Raw genomic sequence first — 19,659 nt, forward strand, 5'->3', positions numbered from 1 at the left:
GGCAGGGGGCAGTCTGGTGGGCGTGGTGCATGAGACGCAGGTCCTGGCGGGCTGGCGGACGGATCCGCTGGCGCAGGTGTCGGACGTCATGGCGCGCGTGCGGAAGACGCACGCGGTGAGGGCGCAGACGCGGCGGCTGGCGCGCCAGCACGGCAAGCGTGCGGGCGGGCAGAAGCCCTCCTGACGTGAGCCGTCCTGGCGGTAGAGTGGGGGCGCCGTGTCGGAAGCCCCCCCCGCCGCCTGGACCGTGTACATGCTTCGCTGCCGCGACGGCACGCTGTACACGGGCGCCACCAACAACCTGGAGCGCCGCCTGGCCACGCATGGCCGGGGCAAGGGGGCCGCGTACACGCGCGCCCGGCTGCCGGTGACGCTGGTCTGGAGCGAGCCCGCCGAGGACCGTGGCGCCGCCCTGCGCCGGGAGGCCGCCATCAAGCGGCTCACGCGCGCGGACAAGCTGCGGCTCTTCACACGGCGTCCGGGAAGGCGTTGACGCGCGTCCCCCCGGCTTGTTGGCGGGGCGGATTTTCTCCATGGGGCGGGATGCGCGCCGCGCGACAGTTGGCGCGCGGCTCGCGGCGGGGTCATCACCTGGTGATGAAACAGCCAGGGCCCCCGGGTGGGTATACGGAACGCAGGGGGCCGAATTAGGGTGTGGACGTTCCTAGCAGGGGGAAGTCCATGCCGCGTTCTCGCTCGTTCATGTTCGTCTTGCTCGCGTTGGGTCTGGCGAGCACCGGGTGCTATTCGCCCAACCACCAGCCCGTCATCATCGCCGGACCGCGCCCGCTGGGCTCGCCGTCCACGCCGGGCGGGCTCAAGTTCGAGGAGGGCACGGTCATCCAGCTCCAGCTGGAGGTGACGGACCAGGACAACGACGAGATCTTCTACCGCTGGAGGCAGGTCCCCGAGAACCCGGCGGGCGCGTTCAGCGACGCCAACATCGCCACGCCCACCTGGACGGTGCCGTCACCGCCGGAGGACCCCAAGGAGGCCATCCACCTCTACGTGGAGGTGGAGGATGGCAACGGCGGCGTGCTGCTGGGCCAGTCGCCCGCCATCTACGTCCTGCCGAAGCAGTAGCGCCCGCTTCAGGCGGCGGTGGCCGCGGGGGGCGGAGTGCCCGGACGCTGCTTCGAGCGGCTCCGGGCGCGCACGGCGACGAGGATGGCCACCACCAGGCCCACGCCCGCGCCAATCGCCGCGCCCATCAGCTGCGAGTGCAGCAGCGACGCCGTCACGCCGCGCACCACCTCCGGCAGGTTGCACATGGTCTGCGTGGCGAGCGGCGTGCTGTTGTTCCACTCGATGTAGGAGGGGGCCGTCAGCGACGCGACGAAGGTGCCCAGCAGCGTGCCGGCCAGGATGAAGATGAGGAACGTCTTGAACGTGGCCATGGCGGGGACCTCCTCGGCGGGTGGGCGGCGGGCCGTCCTTAGTATGCGCACGCCCGCCGCGAAAGGGGCGAAGGCGTGCTAAGGGGGCGGGTGTGCCGCTCCTGCCACTCGCCATCCTGTTCGGGGTCGTCTCGCTCGTGTGCGCGGTCCTGCTGCTGACGCACGCCTTCCGCCGCAGCGTGGGCACCGGGGTGATGGTGCTGCTCATCCCCTGCTACATGCTCGTCTACGCGTTCAGCCAGTTCGAACACCCGCGCAAGAACCTCATCGTCGCGGGCTTCGTGGCCAGCACCGTGCTGACGGCGGTGTTCCTGGGCCTGGGCGTCCACGGCATCGCGGCGCTGGCCGCCCGCACGCCGCCTCCGGGCTTCTAGCTTCAGGCGCATGGGCGGATCCGCCGCGAGCCCCGCGGGTGCCCGCTGTGGCCAGCATCCGGCCGTGGCCGCGGTGGCCCTCTGCGCGCGCTGCGGCGGCTTCCTCTGCGGCGCGTGCACGGAGGTGCGGGGGGAGACGGCGTACTGCGCGCCGTGCGCGGAGCGGCACTGGCAGGACACGCGGCCGTCGCGCGCGGTGCGGCTGGGGCTGCTGGCCAACGTGCTGGGGCTCCTGTTCCTCGGCGCTCCCGTGGTGCTCGCGTGGACCGCGCGTCCGACGCTGAGCAGCAGCAAGTGGGGGCTGATGGCGCTCGCGTGGACGCTGGCGTCGGCGGTCGCCGGCACCGTCATCTCCACGCGGAAGAGACGGCGGGAGAACGAGCTGGGGGACCAGGCCTTCGCCATCGTCCTGCGCGTCCTGTCCGCGCTGAACCTGCTGGGCCTGCTGCTGTGGGGCGCGCTCGCCGCCTTCGGGCTGTCCCGGAGATGAGGGCCGGGCGGCGCGCGTCACACGCCGCGCGCGTTGGGGTCCCAGAGGTACTTGTGCATCTGGAGCTGGAAGCGCACCGGCAGCCGGTCCTCGATGATCCACTCCGCCAGTTCGCGCGGGTGGAGCTTGTCGAAGATGGTGGAGAACAGGACGCCGTAGGGCTTCTGTCCCAGCTGGTGCTCGCGCACGAGCGCGCGCGACCACTCGTAGTCCTCGCGTGAGCCGATGACGAGCTTGAGCTCGTCGTTGGCGTTCATGGACGTGAGGTTGCGGTAGTCGTTGCGGTCGCACTCGCCGGACGACGGCGTCTTCATGTCCACGATTTTATGGACGGCCGGGGGCACGAGCCGCACGTCGATGGAGCCGCTCGTCTCCAGCAGCACCTTGAGGCCCGCGTCCAGGAGCGACTCCATCAGCGGATACACGCCGGGCTGGAGCAGGGGCTCGCCGCCCGTCAACTCCACGGTGGGCGTGTTCCAGGCCAGCACCTGCGTGACGACGTCCGCGTTCTTCATGCGGCTGCCGCCGTGGAAGGCGAACTCGCTGTCGCAGTACGAGCAGCGCAGGTGGCAGCCCGTCAGGCGGATGAAGCCGCAGAGCATGCCGGCGTGGGACGACTCGCCCTGGAGCGAGAGGTAGAGTTCCTTCACCACGACGGAGTCGGCGGTGGGGACGCGGCGGGGCTCGATGTGCGGGCGTGCGGCGGGCATGGCGTGCGTGCGGAGGGGCGCATCAAGCGCACCCTGGGGGTGGGGGTCAAGCCCGGTGCGCCCATCCGAGGGAAACGCACCCGGAGACGCGGGGAATTCCGGGGCAGGCGCCTGGCTCCCGGCCCGGAAGGCCCGAGCCAGGGAGCTCAGGAGGGCTCAGCGGCCCTCAGGGCTGGGGACGGCGGGCCTTCACCTGGTCGATGAAGGTGTCGATGAGGTGGCGCGCGATGCTCAGGCGGGGCGGGATGCGCGGCAGCTCGTCCACGCCGAACCAGCGCGCCTCGGCGATCTCCTTGCCGTCCACGGTGACGTCGCCGCCCGCGTACTCGGCCATGAAGCCCACCATCAGCGAGCGGCCGAAGGGCCACGGCTGGCTGCCGAAGTAGGTGACGTGCTTCAGGTCCACGCCCACCTCCTCCTTCACCTCGCGCAGGACGGTCTCCTCCAGCGACTCGCCGGGGTCCACGAAGCCCGCCACGGTGCTGAAGAAGGGCTCCGGGAAGGACGCGTTGCGCGCGAGCAGCATCTCGTCGCCGCGGGTGATGAGGACGATGACCGCCGGGGAGATGCGCGGGTAGAACGGCGTGTGGTCCACCGGGCAGCGGCGCGCGCGCTCACCCGGAACGAGCTGCGTGGCCGTGCCGCACTTGCCGCAGAAGCGGTGGTTCAGGTCCCACTCCGCGATGGAGAGCGCGCGGCCCGCCACGGCGAACGTCGCCTCGTCCACCTGCTTGTACAGCGAGCGGGCGGGGACGAACTTCAGCCCCTCCGGCGGCGTGAAGTCTCCGGGCACGGGCGCGGCGTAGCAGTCCGTGCCGTCGAGCACGCCCAGGAAGTGGGCGCTGGCCGCGGCGTCCGGCAGGGCGGGGCACCGGGGCAGGTCGAGGCGGCCGTCGTGTTCGGACACGAGCAGGTCCATGCCGCGCACGGCGAACAGGAGCGCGGTGTCGCGCGAGCGGGCAGGCGGGTCATACCCGGGCTGGAAGCGTTTCAGGGGGCTCACGGGGCCACCTTAACGGACGGCGCGCCGGGGCGCCGCGCGCTATGCTCCGGCCGCCCGCGAACGGGCACTGCCCGCCTGGGAGCCTTCGACCGTGAACGCCCTCATCCTCCGCATCGTGTGCGGCCTGCTCTTCCTCGGGATGGTGCTGGGCGTGGTGACCCATCCCCCGAAGGACCTCACGCAGGGGCTGGGCATGATGCTGCCCGCGTCGATGCTGCTGGGCGTGGCGCTGAAGGGCCCGAAGGGCCGCTCCACGATTCCGAAGAAGCGCACGCCCCCGCCGGTGTCCGGAGGGACGCCCGGCGTCTGAAGCCGCGCGCGTCAGTAGATGCGCATCAGCTCCACGTCGAAGATGAGCACGGAGTCCGCCGGGATGACCGGAGGAGAGCCGCGCGAGCCGTAGCCCAGCTCCGAGGGGATGACGAGCTTGCGCGTGCCGCCCACGCGCATGCCGACGAGTCCCTCGTCCCAGCCCTCGATGACCTGGCCCGCGCCCACCGCGAAGGTGAAGGGCTGACCGCCGCGGCTGCTGTCGAACTTGGAGCCATCCGGCAGCCAGCCGGTGTAGTGCACCTGCGCGCGGCTCCCGTTGACGACCTCCGCCCCGGTGCCCACGACCAGGTCCTGCGTGTAGAGCCCGGACTCGCTCTTGTTCATCGAGGACAGGTTCACGCCCAGGGAGTCGGCGTACGTCACCTGGGCGGGGTCACCCGAGGAGGAGTCGCCACCACAACCGGCCAGGGCCAGCACCGCGCACAGCAGAAGGGAACGAAGCATGGCCCGCAGCCTGCCGCGCGCGGACGCCGTGGGGAAGGGGGGCGTGGCCTGCCCGCCCGGCCGGCGGCTGCGCGCGCACGTCGTGCTTGAAGCGCGTGCACGCGAGGCTTATCCGTTGCGCCCCTCGCCATGCAGACGCCTTCCGACCCCACGCCCTCCGCTTCGCTCCGCCCCTCGCTCGTCTGGCTGATGGCGGTGGCCGGGGCCGTCACCGTCGCGAACCTCTATTACAACCAGCCCCTGCTGGGAGACATCGGCCGGGCGCTGGGGGCGGACGGGACCGCGCTGGGGCTGGTGCCCATGCTGACGCAGGTGGGCTACGCGGTGGGCATGCTGTTCCTGGTGCCGCTGGGCGACAGCCTGGAGCGACGCAAGGTCATCCTCGTGCTGTGCGGCTGCGTGAGCGTGGCGCTGGTGGCGGCGGGGCTTGCTCCCAGCCTGAACGTGATGGTGGCGGCGAGCTTCGCCATCGGCGTCACCACGGTGGTGCCGCAGTTGCTCATCCCGTTCGCGGCGCAGCTCGCGGCCCCTTCGGAGCGCGGGCGCGTGGTGGGCATGGTGATGAGCGGGCTGCTCATCGGCATCCTGCTGTCGCGCACGGCGGCGGGCTTCGTGGGCACGCACCTGGGCTGGCGCACCATGTTCTTCGTGGCCGCGGGCCTGATGGTGGTGATGGGCGGGGTGCTGCGCTTCGCGCTGCCCGCGGCGCCGCCGGTGGCCTCCATGCCGTATCCGCAGTTGATGCGGTCGCTCATCCACCTGGCCCGCACGGAGCCGGTGCTGCGGCTGCACGCGCTCCTGGGCGGACTGACCTTCGGTGCGTTCAGCGCCTTCTGGGCCACGCTGGCGCTGTACCTGCACTCCCTGCCCGGGCACTACGACGCGCAGGTGGCGGGCCTCTTCGGCGTGGTGGGCGTTGCGGGCGCGGCCATCGCGCCGCTGGTGGGGCGCTCCGCGGACAGGGGCGCCGGCCGGCGCATCAACGCGCTGGCCATCGCCGTGCTGCTCGCGTCCTTCGTCGTGCTGTGGCTCCTGGGGCGCTCGCTGTGGGGCATCGCGCTGGGCGTGGTGCTGCTGGATTTGGGCGCGCAGGCGAATCAGATCGCCAACCAGGCGCGCGTGTACTCGCTGCGGCCGGATGCCCGGAGCCGGCTCAACACCCTCTACATGGTGACCTACTTCGTGGGCGGCGCCGCGGGCGCGTGGGCGGGCATGGCGGCGTGGACGCGCGCGGGCTGGCCGGGCGTGTGCGCGGTGGGCGCGGGCATGTCGCTCACGGCGCTGGTGGCGGTGCTCTGGGGCGCCCGCCGTCTGCCGGCGGCCCAGGTCCCCGCGACCTGAGGCTCAGAGGCTCAGAGGTCGCGCTGCATGTTCCGGTGGAGGATGCCCACCTCTTCGTAGGGCTCGCCGTACAGCGTGTAGCCCAGGCGCTCGTAGAAGGGGACGACGGGGGCCCGCGCGTGGAGGTGCACGTGGCGGAAGCCGCGCGTGCGCAGCTCGTCCTCCAGCGCGCGCACCAGCTTCGCGCCCAGGCCCTTTCCCTGGAGCGACGGCGACACGGCCATCTGGAAGAGCCGGCCGCCGTGCGAGTCCTCCGGGTGGAAGAGCACGCAGCCCAGCACGGTGCCTTCCGCGTGGGCCACCAGGTGCAGGCTGTCGTCCTCGAAGGGGAACTTCACGGACGCGCGCGTGTGGCCCAGGGGCTCGCGCAGCACGCGGAAGCGCAGCTCCAGCTCGCCCTCGTAGAGCGGGTGGCCGGGGCGGATGAAGTCGAGGACGGGTTCAACCATGGCGCGGGAGTCTCTCAGAAGCTGCCGGTGAGCTGGAGGTTGAAGGTGCGGCCGTACTGGGGCACGGGGCCGGCGGACACGTCGTCGCTGACGACGAAGGCGTAGCGCGTGTCGAGCAGGTTGTTCACGCCCGCGAAGTAGCGCAGCCGGCCGTAGTCGCCGGACACGCCGAAGCCCACGAGCAGCGCCTCACCGCCGTCCGCGCCGGAGATGCCCGGCACCCGCGCGCTCTGGTACGTGGCCTGCGTGGCGATGCGCATGTCGCCGTTGCCCACGGGCAGCAGGAAGCGCCCGGAGGCCAGGTGCGCGGGCGCGGCCTCCACGACGTCCTGCGAGGCGTTGCGCAGCGTCACGTAGGAGTAGCTCAGGTCCACCAGCAGCCAGCGGCCCGGCTGCCAGTGCAGTCCGGCCTCCGCGCCCCATGCGAGCGTCTCGCCGGAGTTGTTCGCGTACACCAGGCACTGCGCGGGTGCGCTCGCGGTGCCGCAAGCAGGCGTGGCCGCGGACTCGCTGTTGAGCGTGATGAGCTGGGAGATGCGGTTGTGGTAGCCGGCCACCGTCACCCGCAGCTCGTTCGACAGGTCGTGCGAGTGCTCCACCTCGAAGGTGGTGATGGTCTCCGGCTCCAGATGCTCCGCGGGGCGCTGGGTGAGGAAGTTGTCCTGGTAGAACAGCTCGTAGACGTTGGGGGCGCGGAACGCGCGGCCGATGACGAGCTTGGTGAGGCCCTGCTCATACGGCCGGCCGATGACCGCGAGCCGCGGCGTGAGCGGCAGGGTGTCCAGGTCGGAGTACTTGTCCACGCGGAAGCCCAGCGACAGGCTCAGGCGCGGGTGCAGGCGCCACTCGTCCAGCGCGTACACGGACACGAGCGAGCGCGTGCGCGTGTCCAGCGGCGCGTCCACCGCGGGGCCCACGCTCTTCTGGTCCACGCGCAGCTGGGCCTGGCCCTCCACGCCCACGGTGAGGCGGTTGTCGTCGGACAGGCCGGCCAGCAGGCGCGCCTCGGCGGTGAGCCAGTCCGCCGCGCCGGAGTCGGTGTTCGTCGCCGTGCTGTCGCCGCCGTAGTTCCAGTGGCCCTTGTAGCGGCTCAGGTCCAGGGCGCCGCGCAGGGACAGGACGAAGCGCTCGGACAGGGGGCGCTCGTACTTCGCCTCGGCGAAGCCGCGCACGTCCTGCACGCGCGTGCCCTGCGCGCCCACCACCGTGCCATAGGGCGCGGTGGGCACGTCCTTGCTGCGCCCGTGCAGCTGGGCCACCAGCGACAGGTTGCCCATGCGCGCGCGCAGCGAACCGGTGCCGGCCTTCTCACCATCCAGGCCGGTGACGATGGGGCCCGGGTCGCCCAGGCGGGTGGTGTCCGCGCCGTGGGACTTCATGCCCGCGAGGCTGAAGAGGACGGAGCGCTGCGGGTCCTCCCACGACGTGGTGGCGTGCACGCGCGTGGCACCCAGCGCGCCCACCGCGCCGGTGATCTCCAGTCGCCGGTCCAGGCCCAGCGACTCGCGCGGCACCACGTTGATGACGCCGAAGAACGCGCCCGTGCCGTACAGCGCGCTGCCGGGACCGCGCACGACTTCAATGCGCTCCACCTCCTCCAGGTCCACGCTGAGGTCGTGCGCCGCGTACCCCTGGCCGGCCCACACGTCGTTCATCGCGTGGCCGTCCCAGAGGATGAGGATGCGCGTGTTGAGGTCGCCCGGAGGGGAGAAGCCGCGCACGCCCAGGTACGTGTACGTCCGGTCGTCGGTGAGGAAGAAGCCGCGCACGCCCGCCAGGGCCTCCGCGAGCGTGCGCCACCCGAACGCACGCAGCTCCTCCGGCGTGAGCACGGTGGTGGAGGCGGGGGCCTCGTCCACGGACAGCAGGCGCTTGGACGCGGCGCGCACCGGGGGCGGCTCGTAGCGCAGGGTGGCGTGGACCTTCACCTCCTGATCGGGGATGACGGTGACCTTCTGGCGCACGGGCCGGACGTCGCGGCTCTCCACCTCCAGCACGTGCTCGCCCTCCGGCAGGGTGACGACGGTGGGGGTGAAGCCCGCGGGCCGGCCGTCCACGCGCACGGTAGCGCCGTCATGGTTGGCGGTGACGACGACGCGGCCGCTGGGCGCCGTCTGGGCGTTCAGCGTGACGGCGAGGGGCAGGGTGCCCTCGGAGGGCACGTCGATGACGTACTGGCCCGGCGCGTGGCCCGCGGCGCGCACGTGCAGCACGCGCTGGCCCGGGGACAGGCGCAGCTTCACGGGGATGCGGCCCAGGACGGGGCCGGTGGGGCTGTCGCGCACCTCCGCGCCCTCGGGGGTGCCGGTGACGTCCACCATTCCGGTGATGAGGGCCAGGTCCAGGTCCACCGGCACCTCCCGGCCCCGGGTGACGGTGACGGTGGTCTCGGTGGGGCGGTAGCCGGACTTCTGCACCAGCACCTTGTGCCGGCCCGGCGACAGCGCGAGCGTCTGCGGCGAGCGGCCCCGGCTGCCCAGGTCCGCGCGGTCGACGAAGACGTCCGCGCCCCGGGGGTTGGTGGTGACGCGCACCAGGGCGACCTTGGGGCGCAGCCGCTCCAGGGAGCGGGAGACCTCGGAGGCGTCCTCGTCCGGCAGGTCCTCGCCGAGCAGGTCGTTGTAGTAGCGGTACGCCTCGTTGAACTTGCCCAGGGCCTCGAAGCACCGCGCGATGTTGAAGAGGACGTTGCGGTTGGGGACCAGCCGGTAGCTGGTGAAGTACGAGCGCAGCGCCTCGGTGTAGTTGCCGTGCGAGTACGCGTCGTTGCCCAGCTCGAAGGCGATGTCCGCCTCGTCCGCGTTGTTGTCCGCGAGCGCGGGACCGGCGGTGAGGAGCCAGAGGGACAGCAGCCAGGGGCCGAGGGCGAACGCACGCATGAGGACGCCCTGCATTCTTCCCCCGATACGCTGTCAGGTCCATGACAGTGGCCCATCCAGGCGCCCTGTGCACGCCAGGCATGGGTCAGCGGGCAAGCGCCGCCGCCAGCCGCCGGGCCGCGGCTTCCAGCGTTTCCACCGGAAGGTGCTCCGCCGGGGCCGCGTCGAAAGCGCCCCGACCCCGGAGGTGGGACGGCGTGTCCGCGAAGCGGGGGACGAGGTGCAGGTGGAAGTGCCGGAGCACGTCGCCAATGGCGAAGGCGTAGACGTGCTCGGCGCCCAGCACCTCGCGCTGGGCGCGCATCACCCGGGCGGCGAACGGGCCCAGCTCCCGTGACGCCCCCTCGTCCAGGTCATACCAGCCGCGCACATGCTGATCGCTGGTGAGCACCACCCAGCCCGGGAGCGGACTGGGGGACGCCACCCCATGGAGGACGAGCCCGGGCGCCCGGGCGAGCACGCCACCCGGTGGGTGGACCTCCCCGTGAACGATGGCGCAGCCCAGGCAGGGGTCGTTGACGTCTGACATGGTGAGTCATCCTATTCCAGTGAGCTTGGGTAGATTTTACCCCACCTTGACGGCGTGGGCCCGGGTCAGGGAGTGTCCGATTTCCGCCCTTTGGGAGCAGCTGGGGCGTGAAAATTCCGTCATAAATTCAAGGTGGGGACGATGAAGAAGCATGTGCTGATGGCCGTGTTGCCGCTGATGGTTTGGGGGTGCGGTGACGCCACGGACGCGGACAACGATGGTGTCGCGGATGGCATCCGGGATCCGAACAACGTGTCGGTGGTGGTGCCTTCCACGCCGAAGGGCACGGTGTCGGGCCAGGTGCTGAGCACGACCCTGCAGCCGCTCGCGGACGTCACGGTCGCGATGACGATTGGCAGCCAGCCGACGGGCAAGTCGGCGACGACGGACGCCAGCGGCAACTTCGTGATGACGGACGTGCCGGCGGGCGCGCAGGTGCTGCTGACGTTCAGCAAGACCGGCTACTCGACGCTGCGCGCGACCTCCACGGTGCCGTCGTCCGCGGGCACGGTGCCCATCAACAACGGCAACGCGAGCTTCGGTCCGGTGACGCTGACGCAGCTGAACGGTTCGCTGATCGTCAACGTGGTGACGCCGCAGGGCCGTCCGGCGGTGGGCGCGAAGGGCGTGCTGGAAGTGGACCGCGCGGGCTCGGTCATCCTGAGCAACTACGACCAGGCCAACTCCGTGGTGAGCAAGGTCTACGTGGAGGCCACGGCGGACTCCAACGGCGTCCTGACCTTCAGCGGCATCCCCTCCGGCGTGGAGCTGGCGCGGCTGAACGGCACCTACAACCTCTGGATCGCGCCGATGGACTCCAACGGCGACGGGGTGGTGGACACGGGCGGCTACGTGAAGAGCTACTCGGGTGGCGCCATCGTGGCGACCCAGACCACGACGCTCGCGCAGCTGTCCTACTCGAAGCCGTCGAACGTGGCGCTCACCATCGAGGGTGGCAACGTGTCCAGCCTCAAGGGCGCCGTGGAGACGGATCCGCTCCGGAACATGGTGCGTCCGGGCGAGCCCATCTACGTGTACTTCAACCAGCCGGTGCAGCCGGGCTCGCTGCTCGTGCGCCTGACGGACGAGTACGCGAAGGAGTCGCTGCCGGTGACGGCCTCGGTGAACGTCGGTGGCTACTCGGCGACCATCACCCCGGCCAACGGCATCGTGCAGGAGGGCAAGGAGTACAACATCTTCGTGCGCGCCGTGTCCGCCGAGGGTGGCAGCAACTACAGCCGCACGGGCTTCTTCTTCGGCGGCGACCAGTCCGCTCCGAAGGCCGTGACCATCGCGGAGATCCGGTACCAGGAGGTGGAGCGGCCGCCGGCGGTTGGCGCGTTCCAGCTCAATTCCAATGAGACCGTTTACGTGACCTTCAGCGCGCCCATCGCGAAGCAGGTCGGCCAGTCCGTTCAGGTCCTCTTTGGTGCCGACATCGACGGCGTTGGCGGCACGGGTGGCAACTCCTTCGGTGAGATTGGCAACAACAGTGGCCAGGGCTTCCCCCTGGAGATGGCCGAGCCGACGAAGCCCATCCAGACGCGCACGCCGGCCGAGCTGCCGGTGTTTGGCATCCAGCCGTCCGGGTACAGCACCCGCTATTCCTTCATCTACAGCGGCAACCCCCTCGTCGGCACGGACCGGATGCGTGTCCAGGTGGTATTCAGCAACCTGGCGCCCGTCCTGGGCACCAACGACACCTACGAGTCCATCTGGGGCCAGCCGATCAACGCGGACCTGGAGCTGACGGGCATCATCCAGCAGCCCCCGCCGGCCCTGCCTAATCCTTGAGCTTGGCTGCATCGGCCTGACATAGGAGGTTGAGTCCTCCTGGATGCCCCCGTGAAGCCCATGCTTCGCGGGGGCATCTTCGTTTCACGTGTCCCCGAGGTGGGATCCTCCCGTCTTGAATGGAGACGTGTCCCCGCGTCGCTGGACGCGCAACGTATCGGGGATGCATACGGATCGGGTCCGCTTCCGGATGGACTCCTTCTTGCTCAGCCGTGGCCCCATGAAAAACCTCAGCTCCATCCTGTTGGCGATGCTGCTCATGCCCGCGGCATGCATCCAGATTCCCGAACTGGAGCCCGGTGCTGCACCGGATTCTGGAAGCCCGGACACGCGTCCCATTCTGCTCAACTGGCTGTCACCAACCTCGGACAGTTCCACGAACGGCGCGCTCCAGGTCCATGTGGAGGTCGTGGGGCCGGTGCCGGACCGGGTGGAACTCCTGGTGGATGGCGCTCCTGTCACGACGCTGGACGCGCCGTATTCGTTGACGTGGGAGACCTGGCGCGTTTCAGAAGGTGCCCATGTGCTCGTTGTCCGTGCTCTCCGAAACGAGCAGGTCTTCCTGAGCGCTGAGCGCACCGTGGTGGTTGATCGCACGCGCCCTTGGATGATCGCCCAGGTTCCGGCCATCAGCGCCTCCGATGTTGCTGTGCGGACGCCCATCCAGGCGACCTTCTCCGAGCCGCTGGACGGCGCCAGCGTGAACGGGCAGTCGATTCAACTGGTGGCTGAGGACAGGCGCCTGGATGCGAGCATTCTCCTTTCAGGGGATGGCCGGACCCTGACCTTGAATCCAACGTCTCCCCTGCCGGTCAATCAGCGAATCGAGGTGGTGATGGCTGACACGGTTGTCGATTTCGCCGGCAACCGGCTTGAGTCCACGAGGCCAGCGTGGGTGTGGTCCGTGCCCGCTTATCTCCAGTGGGGAGCGCCGCAGACTTTTGGAAAGATTGAGGAGAGCACCGCCGTTGAGACGTCACTTCGGGTGGGGAGTGACGCCCGGCCTGTCGTGGCCTGGACGCAAAACGGTACGGTTCGCGCGAAACGCTGGGCGGGCGAGGACTGGGAGTACCTGGGGGCTCCCATGTCTGGAGCCACGGGCAGCGACATCTGGGGAAATGCGTTGCAGATCGACCCTGAAGGACGCCCGATGCTCGCATGGTTGGAATACACCACCGGCTCCCAGAACCAGATCCATGTCCGGCGATGGAACGGAACGGCCTGGGAGCCCATGGGCACATTCATGACAACCAGCCTCGCGCAGGGATACATCCCGTGGATGGGCTTCAGTTCCGGTGTCCGAGCTCTTCCTGTTGTGGCATGGCGCGAGCGCAACACCACGCAGGAACAAGTCGTGTTCCGCCAGTGGAGTGGAAGCAATTGGGTTTCAATGGCTGCGCCAGTGCCAATGAAGAGCTCGACGACCGTCAATTACATGGGGTTCGACCTGGATGTGTCCGGAAGACCGGTCCTCACTTTTAGCGAGACTGAGTCGGGCAAGGCCGCGGTCGGGCGTGTGATGCAGTGGACCGGGACCGCCTGGACGGACCTCTCCGCGGGTCTTGGTTTGCTGCCAATGACCCGTGTTGTTGATGACGCCGGACGAGTGCTTGTGGGGGGGAGCGGCTGGGGAGAGGGGGTGCGCGCAGGGCTCATCAAGCAATGGGATGGAACCACCTGGGTGACGGTCGGCAAGCCGTTGGCGGACATCGCCGGCGGGATGGATCCAGGGGTGGACGCCATGGCGCTGGACTCCCACGGGTCGCTGGTTGTTCTCGCGAGCGAAGCACCCTCCGCGACCGAGACGGCCAGCCGGATTGGGCAGACCCGACGCTGGACGGGAACCCAATGGGAGCCTCTGGGCGGCATCTTGAAACCAAGCCCGGGCAGCCTGTTGTGGGGGATCCCCGACTTCGCCCTCGCGGGGGACAACGAGCCCATCGTGTCGTGGACAGAGAAGGTCCAGTCGGCCGACACGTTCATCTGGGCAGTCCACGTCTACCGCCTCAACCAGTAACCCCCACCCCCAGTCCCTCCGCCCACCTACACTGTCGTCCACTGTCCCCCTGTCGCTCAGCGGACAACGGACCTACCCTGGGATCCGTCCAGGGAAATCTTGCGAGAACGGGCGCTTTTTCGTGGACGTGTTTAGATTCGTCCCGCCCCTCCCCTGCATGCGAGGCCTCTGCTCCATGAAGAACGCGGTCCTGACATCTCCAGAGGGTGAGCCAACCGCGAGCGGTGGGCCCGCTCCCGTGAACTCCGCCAAGCAGCGCGTTCTCGTCGTCGACGACTTCGACGATGCCCGCGAAATGTACGCCGAATACCTGGAGTTCTGCGGGTTTGAGGTGGACACCGCCAAGAACGGCCTGGAGGCCGTGGAGAAGGCCCAGGAGGGGGAGCCGGACATCATCCTCATGGACCTGTCCCTCCCCGTCATGGATGGCTGGGAGGCGACGCGGCGCATCAAGCAGGACACCCGCACGCGCGACATCCCCGTGATGGCCCTCACCGGCCATGTGCTCGCCGGCAACGCCGAGCACGCCCTCTCCGTGGGCGCGGACGAGTTCGTCGCCAAGCCCTGTCTGCCCCAGGACCTGGAGAACAAGATCCGCAACATGCTCAAACCCAGCAAGGCGAAGCCCCGCTCGGGTCAGGAGTAACCCCAGGCTCCACCCGGGAGTGTCCATGGATGGACACTCGGGTGCGGCAGCCTGCGACGGGGCGGGCTCCCGCGGGCCCCCCGGTTGACCCCTGGACGCGGGAAACGTAGGCAACCCTGGTGGGCTCTCCCGCCTCGTCCTCTCCGCCCGATGCGTGGACTCCTCCCGAGGAGTTCGACGAGTACCGCATCGTGCGGCCGCTCGGACGCGGGCGCACGGGCCGGGTGTACCTGGCGCACGACACGCTCCTGGAGCGCCCGGTCGCGGTGAAGTTCATCCCGTCGCTGGGCTCCAACGCGCTCGCGCGCTTCCTGGTGGAGGCCCGCGCCGCCGCCCGCATCCAGCACCCCAACGTCGTCACCCTGTACCGGGTGGGGCAGCTGGAGGATCAGCCGTACCTCATCTCGGAGTTCATCCGGGGCGTCAGCCTGGACCGGCTGGCCCGGCCCGTGCCCTGGGAGCGCGCGCTGGGCATCGGGCGGGACCTGGCCCGGGGGCTGGGCGCCGCCCACCGCCGGGGCGTGCTCCACCGCGACATCAAGCCGGGCAATGCCGTGCTCACGGAGAGCGGCGAGGTGAAGCTGCTCGACTTCGGCCTGGCCAAGCTGCTCGACCGCGCGGAGGCCGGTGAGTCCACCGCACCGCGCGCGCCCCTGCCGCCGCCGGAGCTGCCCGCGGACTGGGATCCGGAGTCCAGCCCCGCCCTGGGCGCCCGCTCGCTGGACGGCGTCTTCCTGCCGTCCCTGCCGCGCGGCGCGCTGGTGGGCACGCCCTACTACATGTCCCCGGAGGCCTGGGCGGGCGAGGAGCTCTCCGCACGCAGCGACGTGTACTCGCTGGGCGTCGTGCTCTACGAGCTGTGCGCGGGCCGGGGCCCCTTCCGCGACGTGCCCTGGCGCGAGCTGTCCGAGGCGGTGCGCACCCGCGACGTGCGCCCCTTGCTGGAGGTGGCCCCGTCGGTGGACCCCGGGTTCGCCGCCGCCATCGACAAGTGCCTCAAGCGCGACCCGGCCCAACGCCATGCGTCCGCCGCGCAGCTGCTCGACGCGCTGGAGGCGCTGACGCGCGAGGAGACGCCGGTCGCCGTGCCGGAGGGCAATCCCTACCGCGGCCTCCAGGCCTTCGAGGCCGAGCACCGCGCCCTCTTCTTCGGCCGCCGCCGCGAGCAGCGCTCCGTGCTGGAGCGGCTCAAGGCGGAGGCCTTCCTGCTGATGACGGGCGACTCCGGCGTGGGCAAGTCGTCCCTGTGCCTCGCGGGCATCCTCCCCGCCGTGGCGGACGGCGCGCTGGAGGACGGCCGGCGCTGGCGCACCGCGCGGCTCGTGCCCGGGCGCAGGCCCGTGTCCGCGCTGGCCGTGGCGCTCGCGCCGGTGCTGGAGGTGGACGAGGAGCCGCTCGCGGAGACGCTGCGCCAGGACCCCACGTCGCTCGGCCGCAGGCTGCGCGCGAAGCTGGGCACGCAGGGCGCGCTGCTCCTCTACATGGACCAGCTGGAGGAGCTGGTGACGCTGTCCCCGCCGGAGGAGGCCGCGCTCGCGGGCGCCGCGCTGGGGTCGCTCACGGAGGCCGCCGGGGGCCTGCGGCTGCTCGCCACCGGCCGCAGCGACTTCCTCACCCGCCTCACCGCCGTGCCCGGCCTGGGCCCGGAGGTGCCGCATGCGCTGTACCTCCTGCGGGCGCTCACCCCGGAGGAGACGCGCGAGGCCATCGTGGGCCCCGCCCGTGTGAAGGGCGTGCGCTTCGAGTCCGAGGGCGTGGTGGACGCGCTCGTCGCCTCCACGGCGGCCTCCGATGGCGGCCTGCCGCTGCTCCAGTTCGCGCTGGCGGAGCTGTGGGACGCGCGCGATGAGTCCCGGGGCGTCATGACCCAGGCGGCGCTGGACTCGCTGGGCGGGGTGTCCGGCGCGCTCGCCCGCCATGCCGACGCCGCGGTGGCGCGCCTGCTGCCGGACCAGCGCTCGGCGGCGCGCGGGGTGATGCTGCGTCTGGTGACGGCGGACGGCACCCGCGCGCGCAAGACCGACCGCGAGCTCGTGGGCGATGACCCGCGCTACCGCGCCGCGCTGGAGGCCCTGGTGCGCGCGCGCCTGCTCGTGGCGCGCGAAGGGGAGGGCGGCACCGCGTACGAGCTGGCCCACGAAGCGCTCCTCACCGGGTGGGCCACGCTGGCGCGCTGGCTGGTGGAGGCGGGCGAGCGCCGCGAGGTGCAGGCCCGGCTGGAGGCCGCCGCCGCGCAGTGGGAGCGCCTGGGCCACGCGCGTGAATCACTCTGGGGCCCGCGCCAGCTGGCGGAGACGGAGCTGCTGGAGCCGTCCGAGCTCACCCAGCGCGAGCAGTCCTTCCTCAGCACGTCCCGCCGCACCGGCGTGCGCAGCCGGCGCCTGAAGCTGGGGCTGGCGCTGGGCTTCCTCGTGTCGCTGGGGCTCGTGTACGCGGGCCTCCAGTGGCGCGAGCGCCACGTCCTCAACGCGCGCGTGCGGGGGGAGCTGGCCGCGGCCGGCTCGGGGCTGGACGCCGTGCGCCGCGAACGCGACGCGCTCCAGGCCGAGCGCGCGGAGGCCTTCCAGCTCTACGACACCGGCCACAAGGCGGACGGCGACCGGAGCTGGGCGAAGGTGGCCGGGCACGGTGCCCAGCTCTCCCACCACTTCGACGCCGTGGCGGACCGGCTGGAGCGCGCGCTGGCGCTGGCCCCCGCGCGCACCGACGTGCGCGACGCGCTGGCGGACTTCCTCTACGAGCGTGCCCTGTGGGCCGAAAACGAGCGCGAGCCCGTGCTGCCCGCACTCATCCAACGCCTGCGCCTCTACGACGTGGACGGCGTGCGCTGGAGCCACTGGAACGCGCCCGCGCACCTGTCCCTCCAGGTGGACGCACCCGGGGCCTCCGCGGAGCTGCGTCCCGTGTCGCGCGAGGCCACGGGGCCGGAGACCGTGGGCGAGCCCCTGCCTTCCCCGGGCGCGCTCCCCTGGACCGACGTCGCCGTGCCTCCGGGGGCCTACCAGCTCACCGTGCGCGCACCGGGCCACGAGGACTCCGTGCAGCCGCTGCTCTTGACGCGCGGGGAGTCGCGGCGCGTCGCCCTGCCGCTCGTCCGCGCGGGCTCGCTCCCGCCGGGGTTCGCCTACGTGCCCCCGGGCGACGTGCGCTTCGGCAGCGCCGCCGAGTCCAGCGTGCGCGACTTCTTGAACGCCACCCCGCTGCACACGGTGCCCGTGCAGGGCTTCCTCATCGCCCGGCACGAGACGACGTACGCGGACTGGCTCCAGTACCTGGAGGCCCTGCCCCCCGACGAGCGCGCCCCGCGCCAGCCCCGCGTGGGTACGGGCGGCTACGCCGGGGGCCTGGCGCTGGAGCCGGAAGGCACCGGCTGGCGGCTGCGCTTCCAGCCCGGCGGCGTGCGCTACACGGCGCGGACGGGGGAGCCCGTGCGGTACGCCCGGCGCTCGCAGCGCACGGAGCAGGACTGGCGCCAGTTCCCCGTGAGCGGCATCAGCTTCGCGGACGCGGAGGCCTACGTGACGTGGCTGTCCACGTCCGGGCGCGTGCCGGGGGCGCGGCTGTGCTCGGAGCTGGAGTGGGAGCGCGCCGCTCGCGGCGTGGACGGCCGCGAGTACCCCCACGGCAGCCGGCTGGGCCCGGACGAGGCCAACGTGGACGTCACCTACGGCAAGGACCCGGGCGGCTTCGGCCCGGACGTCGTGGGCAGCCACCTCGCGTCTCGCAGCCCCTTCGGCGTGGACGACATGGCGGGCAACGTGTGGGAGTGGACGCGCTCGTGGCTGGAGCCCGGCCGCCCGGTGGCCCGGGGAGGCAGCTTCGCCTTCAACGTGACGAGCGCACGGTCCTCCAACCGGGAGCTGCCGGAGCCCTCGCTGCGCGACGTCACGGTGGGCCTGCGCGTGTGCGCGGACGCGCCCGTGTCTGGCGGCTGAGCACCACCGGACACTGGAACCCCCCGGGAACCGCGGAGCTGGCCCCGGGGTCGCTCACAACTGGAAGCCACTGGACGCTGCAAGTGCCCGGACGGGCCTGGCGCGGTTGCCGCTCCCGCGCCCCGGCCTGACCTTGTGACCTGAAAGACGGTGCGGGTCGGGGTCGGGGTCGGGAAGGGGCATCCAGATGAGGACGTTGCAGCGAGTGGTCGCGGCGTGTTTCGCCGTCGTGGCAGTGGGCTGTGGCACGGAATCGCCGGAGCTCGATGCTCCCTCCCTGCGCACGCAGGTGGCGGAGCTCGTATCTCCCAACGGGCGCAACCTCAATGGACGCAACCTCAATGGCCGCAACCTGAACAACGGTGAGCTGGGCGGCATGCTGGTGTCCGTGGCGTACGCGGGCGCCCAGTCCGCCTCCGGCAAGCCGCTGAGCAACGTGCGGCTGCAGGGCTCGGCCTTCGTCGGCCTGGACGGCGCCAACCCCGTGGCGGGCATGGGCTTCACCGGGGCGCGCTTCGTCGGCAAGATGGGTGACGGCAGCACCCTGCCCCTGCGCGTGGACAGCATCACCCAGGGCAGCGGCGGCGACAGCGACCTGTGGTCCTACCAGGTCTCCTACCAGGGCTCCGACGGCAGCTGGCGCTCCGTGTGCCAGGACGGCAACGGCGGGGCGCTCTCCGCCATCGCCGTGGCCGGCCGCTGGAACTACCTCCAGGGCGTGGCGGGCGGCGGCGAGAAGATTGAAGACGCCACCGCCTTCACCTTCGCCTGCGAGGGCGCCGCCATCGCGAAGTGCATGCACTTTGGCTACAAGCCCTGGGCCACCGTCAACGGCCAGAGCCTCGCGGGCCACCACCAGGCCTGCACCCGCATGGTTCGCGCGGACTTCTGCGGCGACGGCACGTCGCACACCACCGATGGCCAGTGGGTCAACCTCTACGACGGCGTGGGCGTCCAGTCCGACACCGAGTCCTGGAGCACGGAGGCCGAGTGGAACGAGGCCGGCGCCCGCTGCTTCACCTCGGAGACCCGCGCCCACGAGCCCGTGACGTGCTCGGGCTTCAACCCCATCCCGGACTGCGGCAGCACCAGCCACTTCCAGTCCGGCACCCGCCTCATCAGCGAGTCGCCCTACGGCGTCAGCGGCTTGTAACCAGACAGGTTACCGCAACCCCAGACCTGTAACGGATTAGGTTACAAAGTCCGGAAGTCGATAATTGTCGGTCCTTCATGTTATGAAAACGCCTCATTCGCCTCCGTGTCGCAAGGACCGGAGGGGATGGGGCGTTTTCCGCATTCACGGAGGGGGGACGGGACC

18 protein-coding genes and 1 pseudogene are annotated in these 19,659 nt (G+C 71.1%); 12 read left to right on the plus strand and 7 right to left on the minus strand.

Annotation, left to right across the window (positions count from 1 at the left end):
- From D7W79_RS20460 to D7W79_RS20470, 3 genes and pseudogenes are all read left to right on the plus strand, one after another.
- Positions 1-184 (plus strand): annotated as a pseudogene (locus tag D7W79_RS20460) (CBS domain-containing protein); the annotation flags it as partial.
- Between the two features lie 69 nt (positions 185-253).
- Positions 254-493: a GIY-YIG nuclease family protein gene (locus D7W79_RS20465; RefSeq protein WP_120527084.1), complete on the plus strand. Its 240-nt coding sequence runs from the start codon at positions 254-256 to the stop codon at positions 491-493.
- 188 nt (positions 494-681) lie between these two features.
- A complete protein-coding gene (locus D7W79_RS20470; RefSeq protein WP_147441984.1) occupies positions 682-1,083 on the plus strand; it encodes a hypothetical protein in 402 nt (133 codons plus the stop codon).
- A gap of 8 nt (positions 1,084-1,091) precedes the next feature.
- Here D7W79_RS20470 and D7W79_RS20475 read toward each other — a convergent pair whose 3' ends face one another.
- The gene (locus tag D7W79_RS20475; protein WP_120527070.1) at positions 1,092-1,397 is read right to left on the minus strand and encodes a hypothetical protein; all 306 of its coding nucleotides are present in this window, start codon (positions 1,395-1,397) and stop codon (positions 1,092-1,094) included.
- Between the two features lie 92 nt (positions 1,398-1,489).
- On the opposite strand from D7W79_RS20475, the gene D7W79_RS20480 reads away from it, so the two are divergent.
- Together D7W79_RS20480 and D7W79_RS20485 are read left to right on the plus strand one after the other, a co-directional pair.
- Positions 1,490-1,771 (plus strand): hypothetical protein, encoded by a 282-nt coding sequence (locus tag D7W79_RS20480; RefSeq protein ID WP_120527071.1) that lies wholly within the window; start codon positions 1,490-1,492, stop codon positions 1,769-1,771.
- 10 nt (positions 1,772-1,781) lie between these two features.
- A complete protein-coding gene (locus tag D7W79_RS20485; RefSeq protein WP_120527072.1) occupies positions 1,782-2,261 on the plus strand; it encodes a hypothetical protein in 480 nt (159 codons plus the stop codon).
- A 17-nt stretch (positions 2,262-2,278) separates the two neighbouring features.
- Here D7W79_RS20485 and D7W79_RS20490 read toward each other — a convergent pair whose 3' ends face one another.
- Both D7W79_RS20490 and nudC read right to left on the minus strand, forming a co-directional pair.
- Entirely contained in the window at positions 2,279-2,971 is a 693-nt protein-coding gene (locus D7W79_RS20490; protein ID WP_120527073.1) for a radical SAM protein, read from the minus strand.
- A gap of 166 nt (positions 2,972-3,137) precedes the next feature.
- Positions 3,138-3,974 carry an NAD(+) diphosphatase gene (gene nudC / locus D7W79_RS20495; protein ID WP_120527074.1) on the minus strand — a complete coding sequence of 279 codons (837 nt, stop codon included), beginning with the start codon at positions 3,972-3,974 and terminating at the stop codon, positions 3,138-3,140.
- A 91-nt stretch (positions 3,975-4,065) separates the two neighbouring features.
- Here nudC and D7W79_RS20500 point away from each other — a divergent pair, with 91 nt between their 5' ends.
- Positions 4,066-4,284: a hypothetical protein gene (locus D7W79_RS20500; RefSeq protein ID WP_120527075.1), complete on the plus strand. Its 219-nt coding sequence runs from the start codon at positions 4,066-4,068 to the stop codon at positions 4,282-4,284.
- Positions 4,285-4,295: 11 nt separating this feature from the next.
- Here D7W79_RS20500 and D7W79_RS20505 read toward each other — a convergent pair whose 3' ends face one another.
- Positions 4,296-4,751: an FKBP-type peptidyl-prolyl cis-trans isomerase gene (locus tag D7W79_RS20505; RefSeq protein WP_120527076.1), complete on the minus strand. Its 456-nt coding sequence runs from the start codon at positions 4,749-4,751 to the stop codon at positions 4,296-4,298.
- Between the two features lie 129 nt (positions 4,752-4,880).
- On the opposite strand from D7W79_RS20505, the gene D7W79_RS20510 reads away from it, so the two are divergent.
- The gene (locus tag D7W79_RS20510) at positions 4,881-6,092 is read left to right on the plus strand and encodes an MFS transporter (protein WP_120527077.1); all 1,212 of its coding nucleotides are present in this window, start codon (positions 4,881-4,883) and stop codon (positions 6,090-6,092) included.
- Between the two features lie 11 nt (positions 6,093-6,103).
- Here D7W79_RS20510 and D7W79_RS20515 read toward each other — a convergent pair whose 3' ends face one another.
- The 3 genes from D7W79_RS20515 to D7W79_RS20525 all read right to left on the minus strand — a co-directional run bounded on the left by D7W79_RS20515 (position 6,104) and on the right by D7W79_RS20525 (position 9,949).
- On the minus strand, positions 6,104-6,541 hold the full coding sequence (locus D7W79_RS20515; protein ID WP_120527078.1) for a GNAT family N-acetyltransferase: 438 nt from the start codon (positions 6,539-6,541) through the stop codon (positions 6,104-6,106).
- A gap of 14 nt (positions 6,542-6,555) precedes the next feature.
- A complete protein-coding gene (locus D7W79_RS20520) occupies positions 6,556-9,420 on the minus strand; it encodes a TonB-dependent receptor domain-containing protein (RefSeq protein ID WP_120527085.1) in 2,865 nt (954 codons plus the stop codon).
- Between the two features lie 85 nt (positions 9,421-9,505).
- Positions 9,506-9,949: an HIT family protein gene (locus tag D7W79_RS20525; protein WP_120527079.1), complete on the minus strand. Its 444-nt coding sequence runs from the start codon at positions 9,947-9,949 to the stop codon at positions 9,506-9,508.
- Positions 9,950-10,090: 141 nt separating this feature from the next.
- On the opposite strand from D7W79_RS20525, the gene D7W79_RS20530 reads away from it, so the two are divergent.
- From D7W79_RS20530 to D7W79_RS20550, 5 genes are all read left to right on the plus strand, one after another.
- Positions 10,091-11,743 (plus strand): carboxypeptidase-like regulatory domain-containing protein, encoded by a 1,653-nt coding sequence (locus tag D7W79_RS20530; protein WP_120527080.1) that lies wholly within the window; start codon positions 10,091-10,093, stop codon positions 11,741-11,743.
- Between the two features lie 220 nt (positions 11,744-11,963).
- On the plus strand, positions 11,964-13,760 hold the full coding sequence (locus tag D7W79_RS20535; protein ID WP_158617009.1) for an Ig-like domain-containing protein: 1,797 nt from the start codon (positions 11,964-11,966) through the stop codon (positions 13,758-13,760).
- Between the two features lie 175 nt (positions 13,761-13,935).
- Complete coding sequence (locus tag D7W79_RS20540; RefSeq protein ID WP_014393311.1) at positions 13,936-14,406, plus strand: response regulator; 471 nt, start codon at positions 13,936-13,938, stop codon at positions 14,404-14,406.
- A gap of 119 nt (positions 14,407-14,525) precedes the next feature.
- Positions 14,526-18,341, plus strand: a complete 3,816-nt coding sequence (locus D7W79_RS20545; protein WP_120527082.1) for an nSTAND1 domain-containing NTPase — start codon at positions 14,526-14,528, stop codon at positions 18,339-18,341.
- 187 nt (positions 18,342-18,528) lie between these two features.
- Positions 18,529-19,494 carry an ADYC domain-containing protein gene (locus tag D7W79_RS20550; RefSeq protein WP_120527083.1) on the plus strand — a complete coding sequence of 322 codons (966 nt, stop codon included), beginning with the start codon at positions 18,529-18,531 and terminating at the stop codon, positions 19,492-19,494.
- The last annotated feature ends 165 nt before the right edge of the window (positions 19,495-19,659 follow it).

It is taken from the genome of Corallococcus exercitus (assembly GCF_003611585.1).
GTDB classification, from domain to species: domain Bacteria; phylum Myxococcota; class Myxococcia; order Myxococcales; family Myxococcaceae; genus Corallococcus; species Corallococcus exercitus.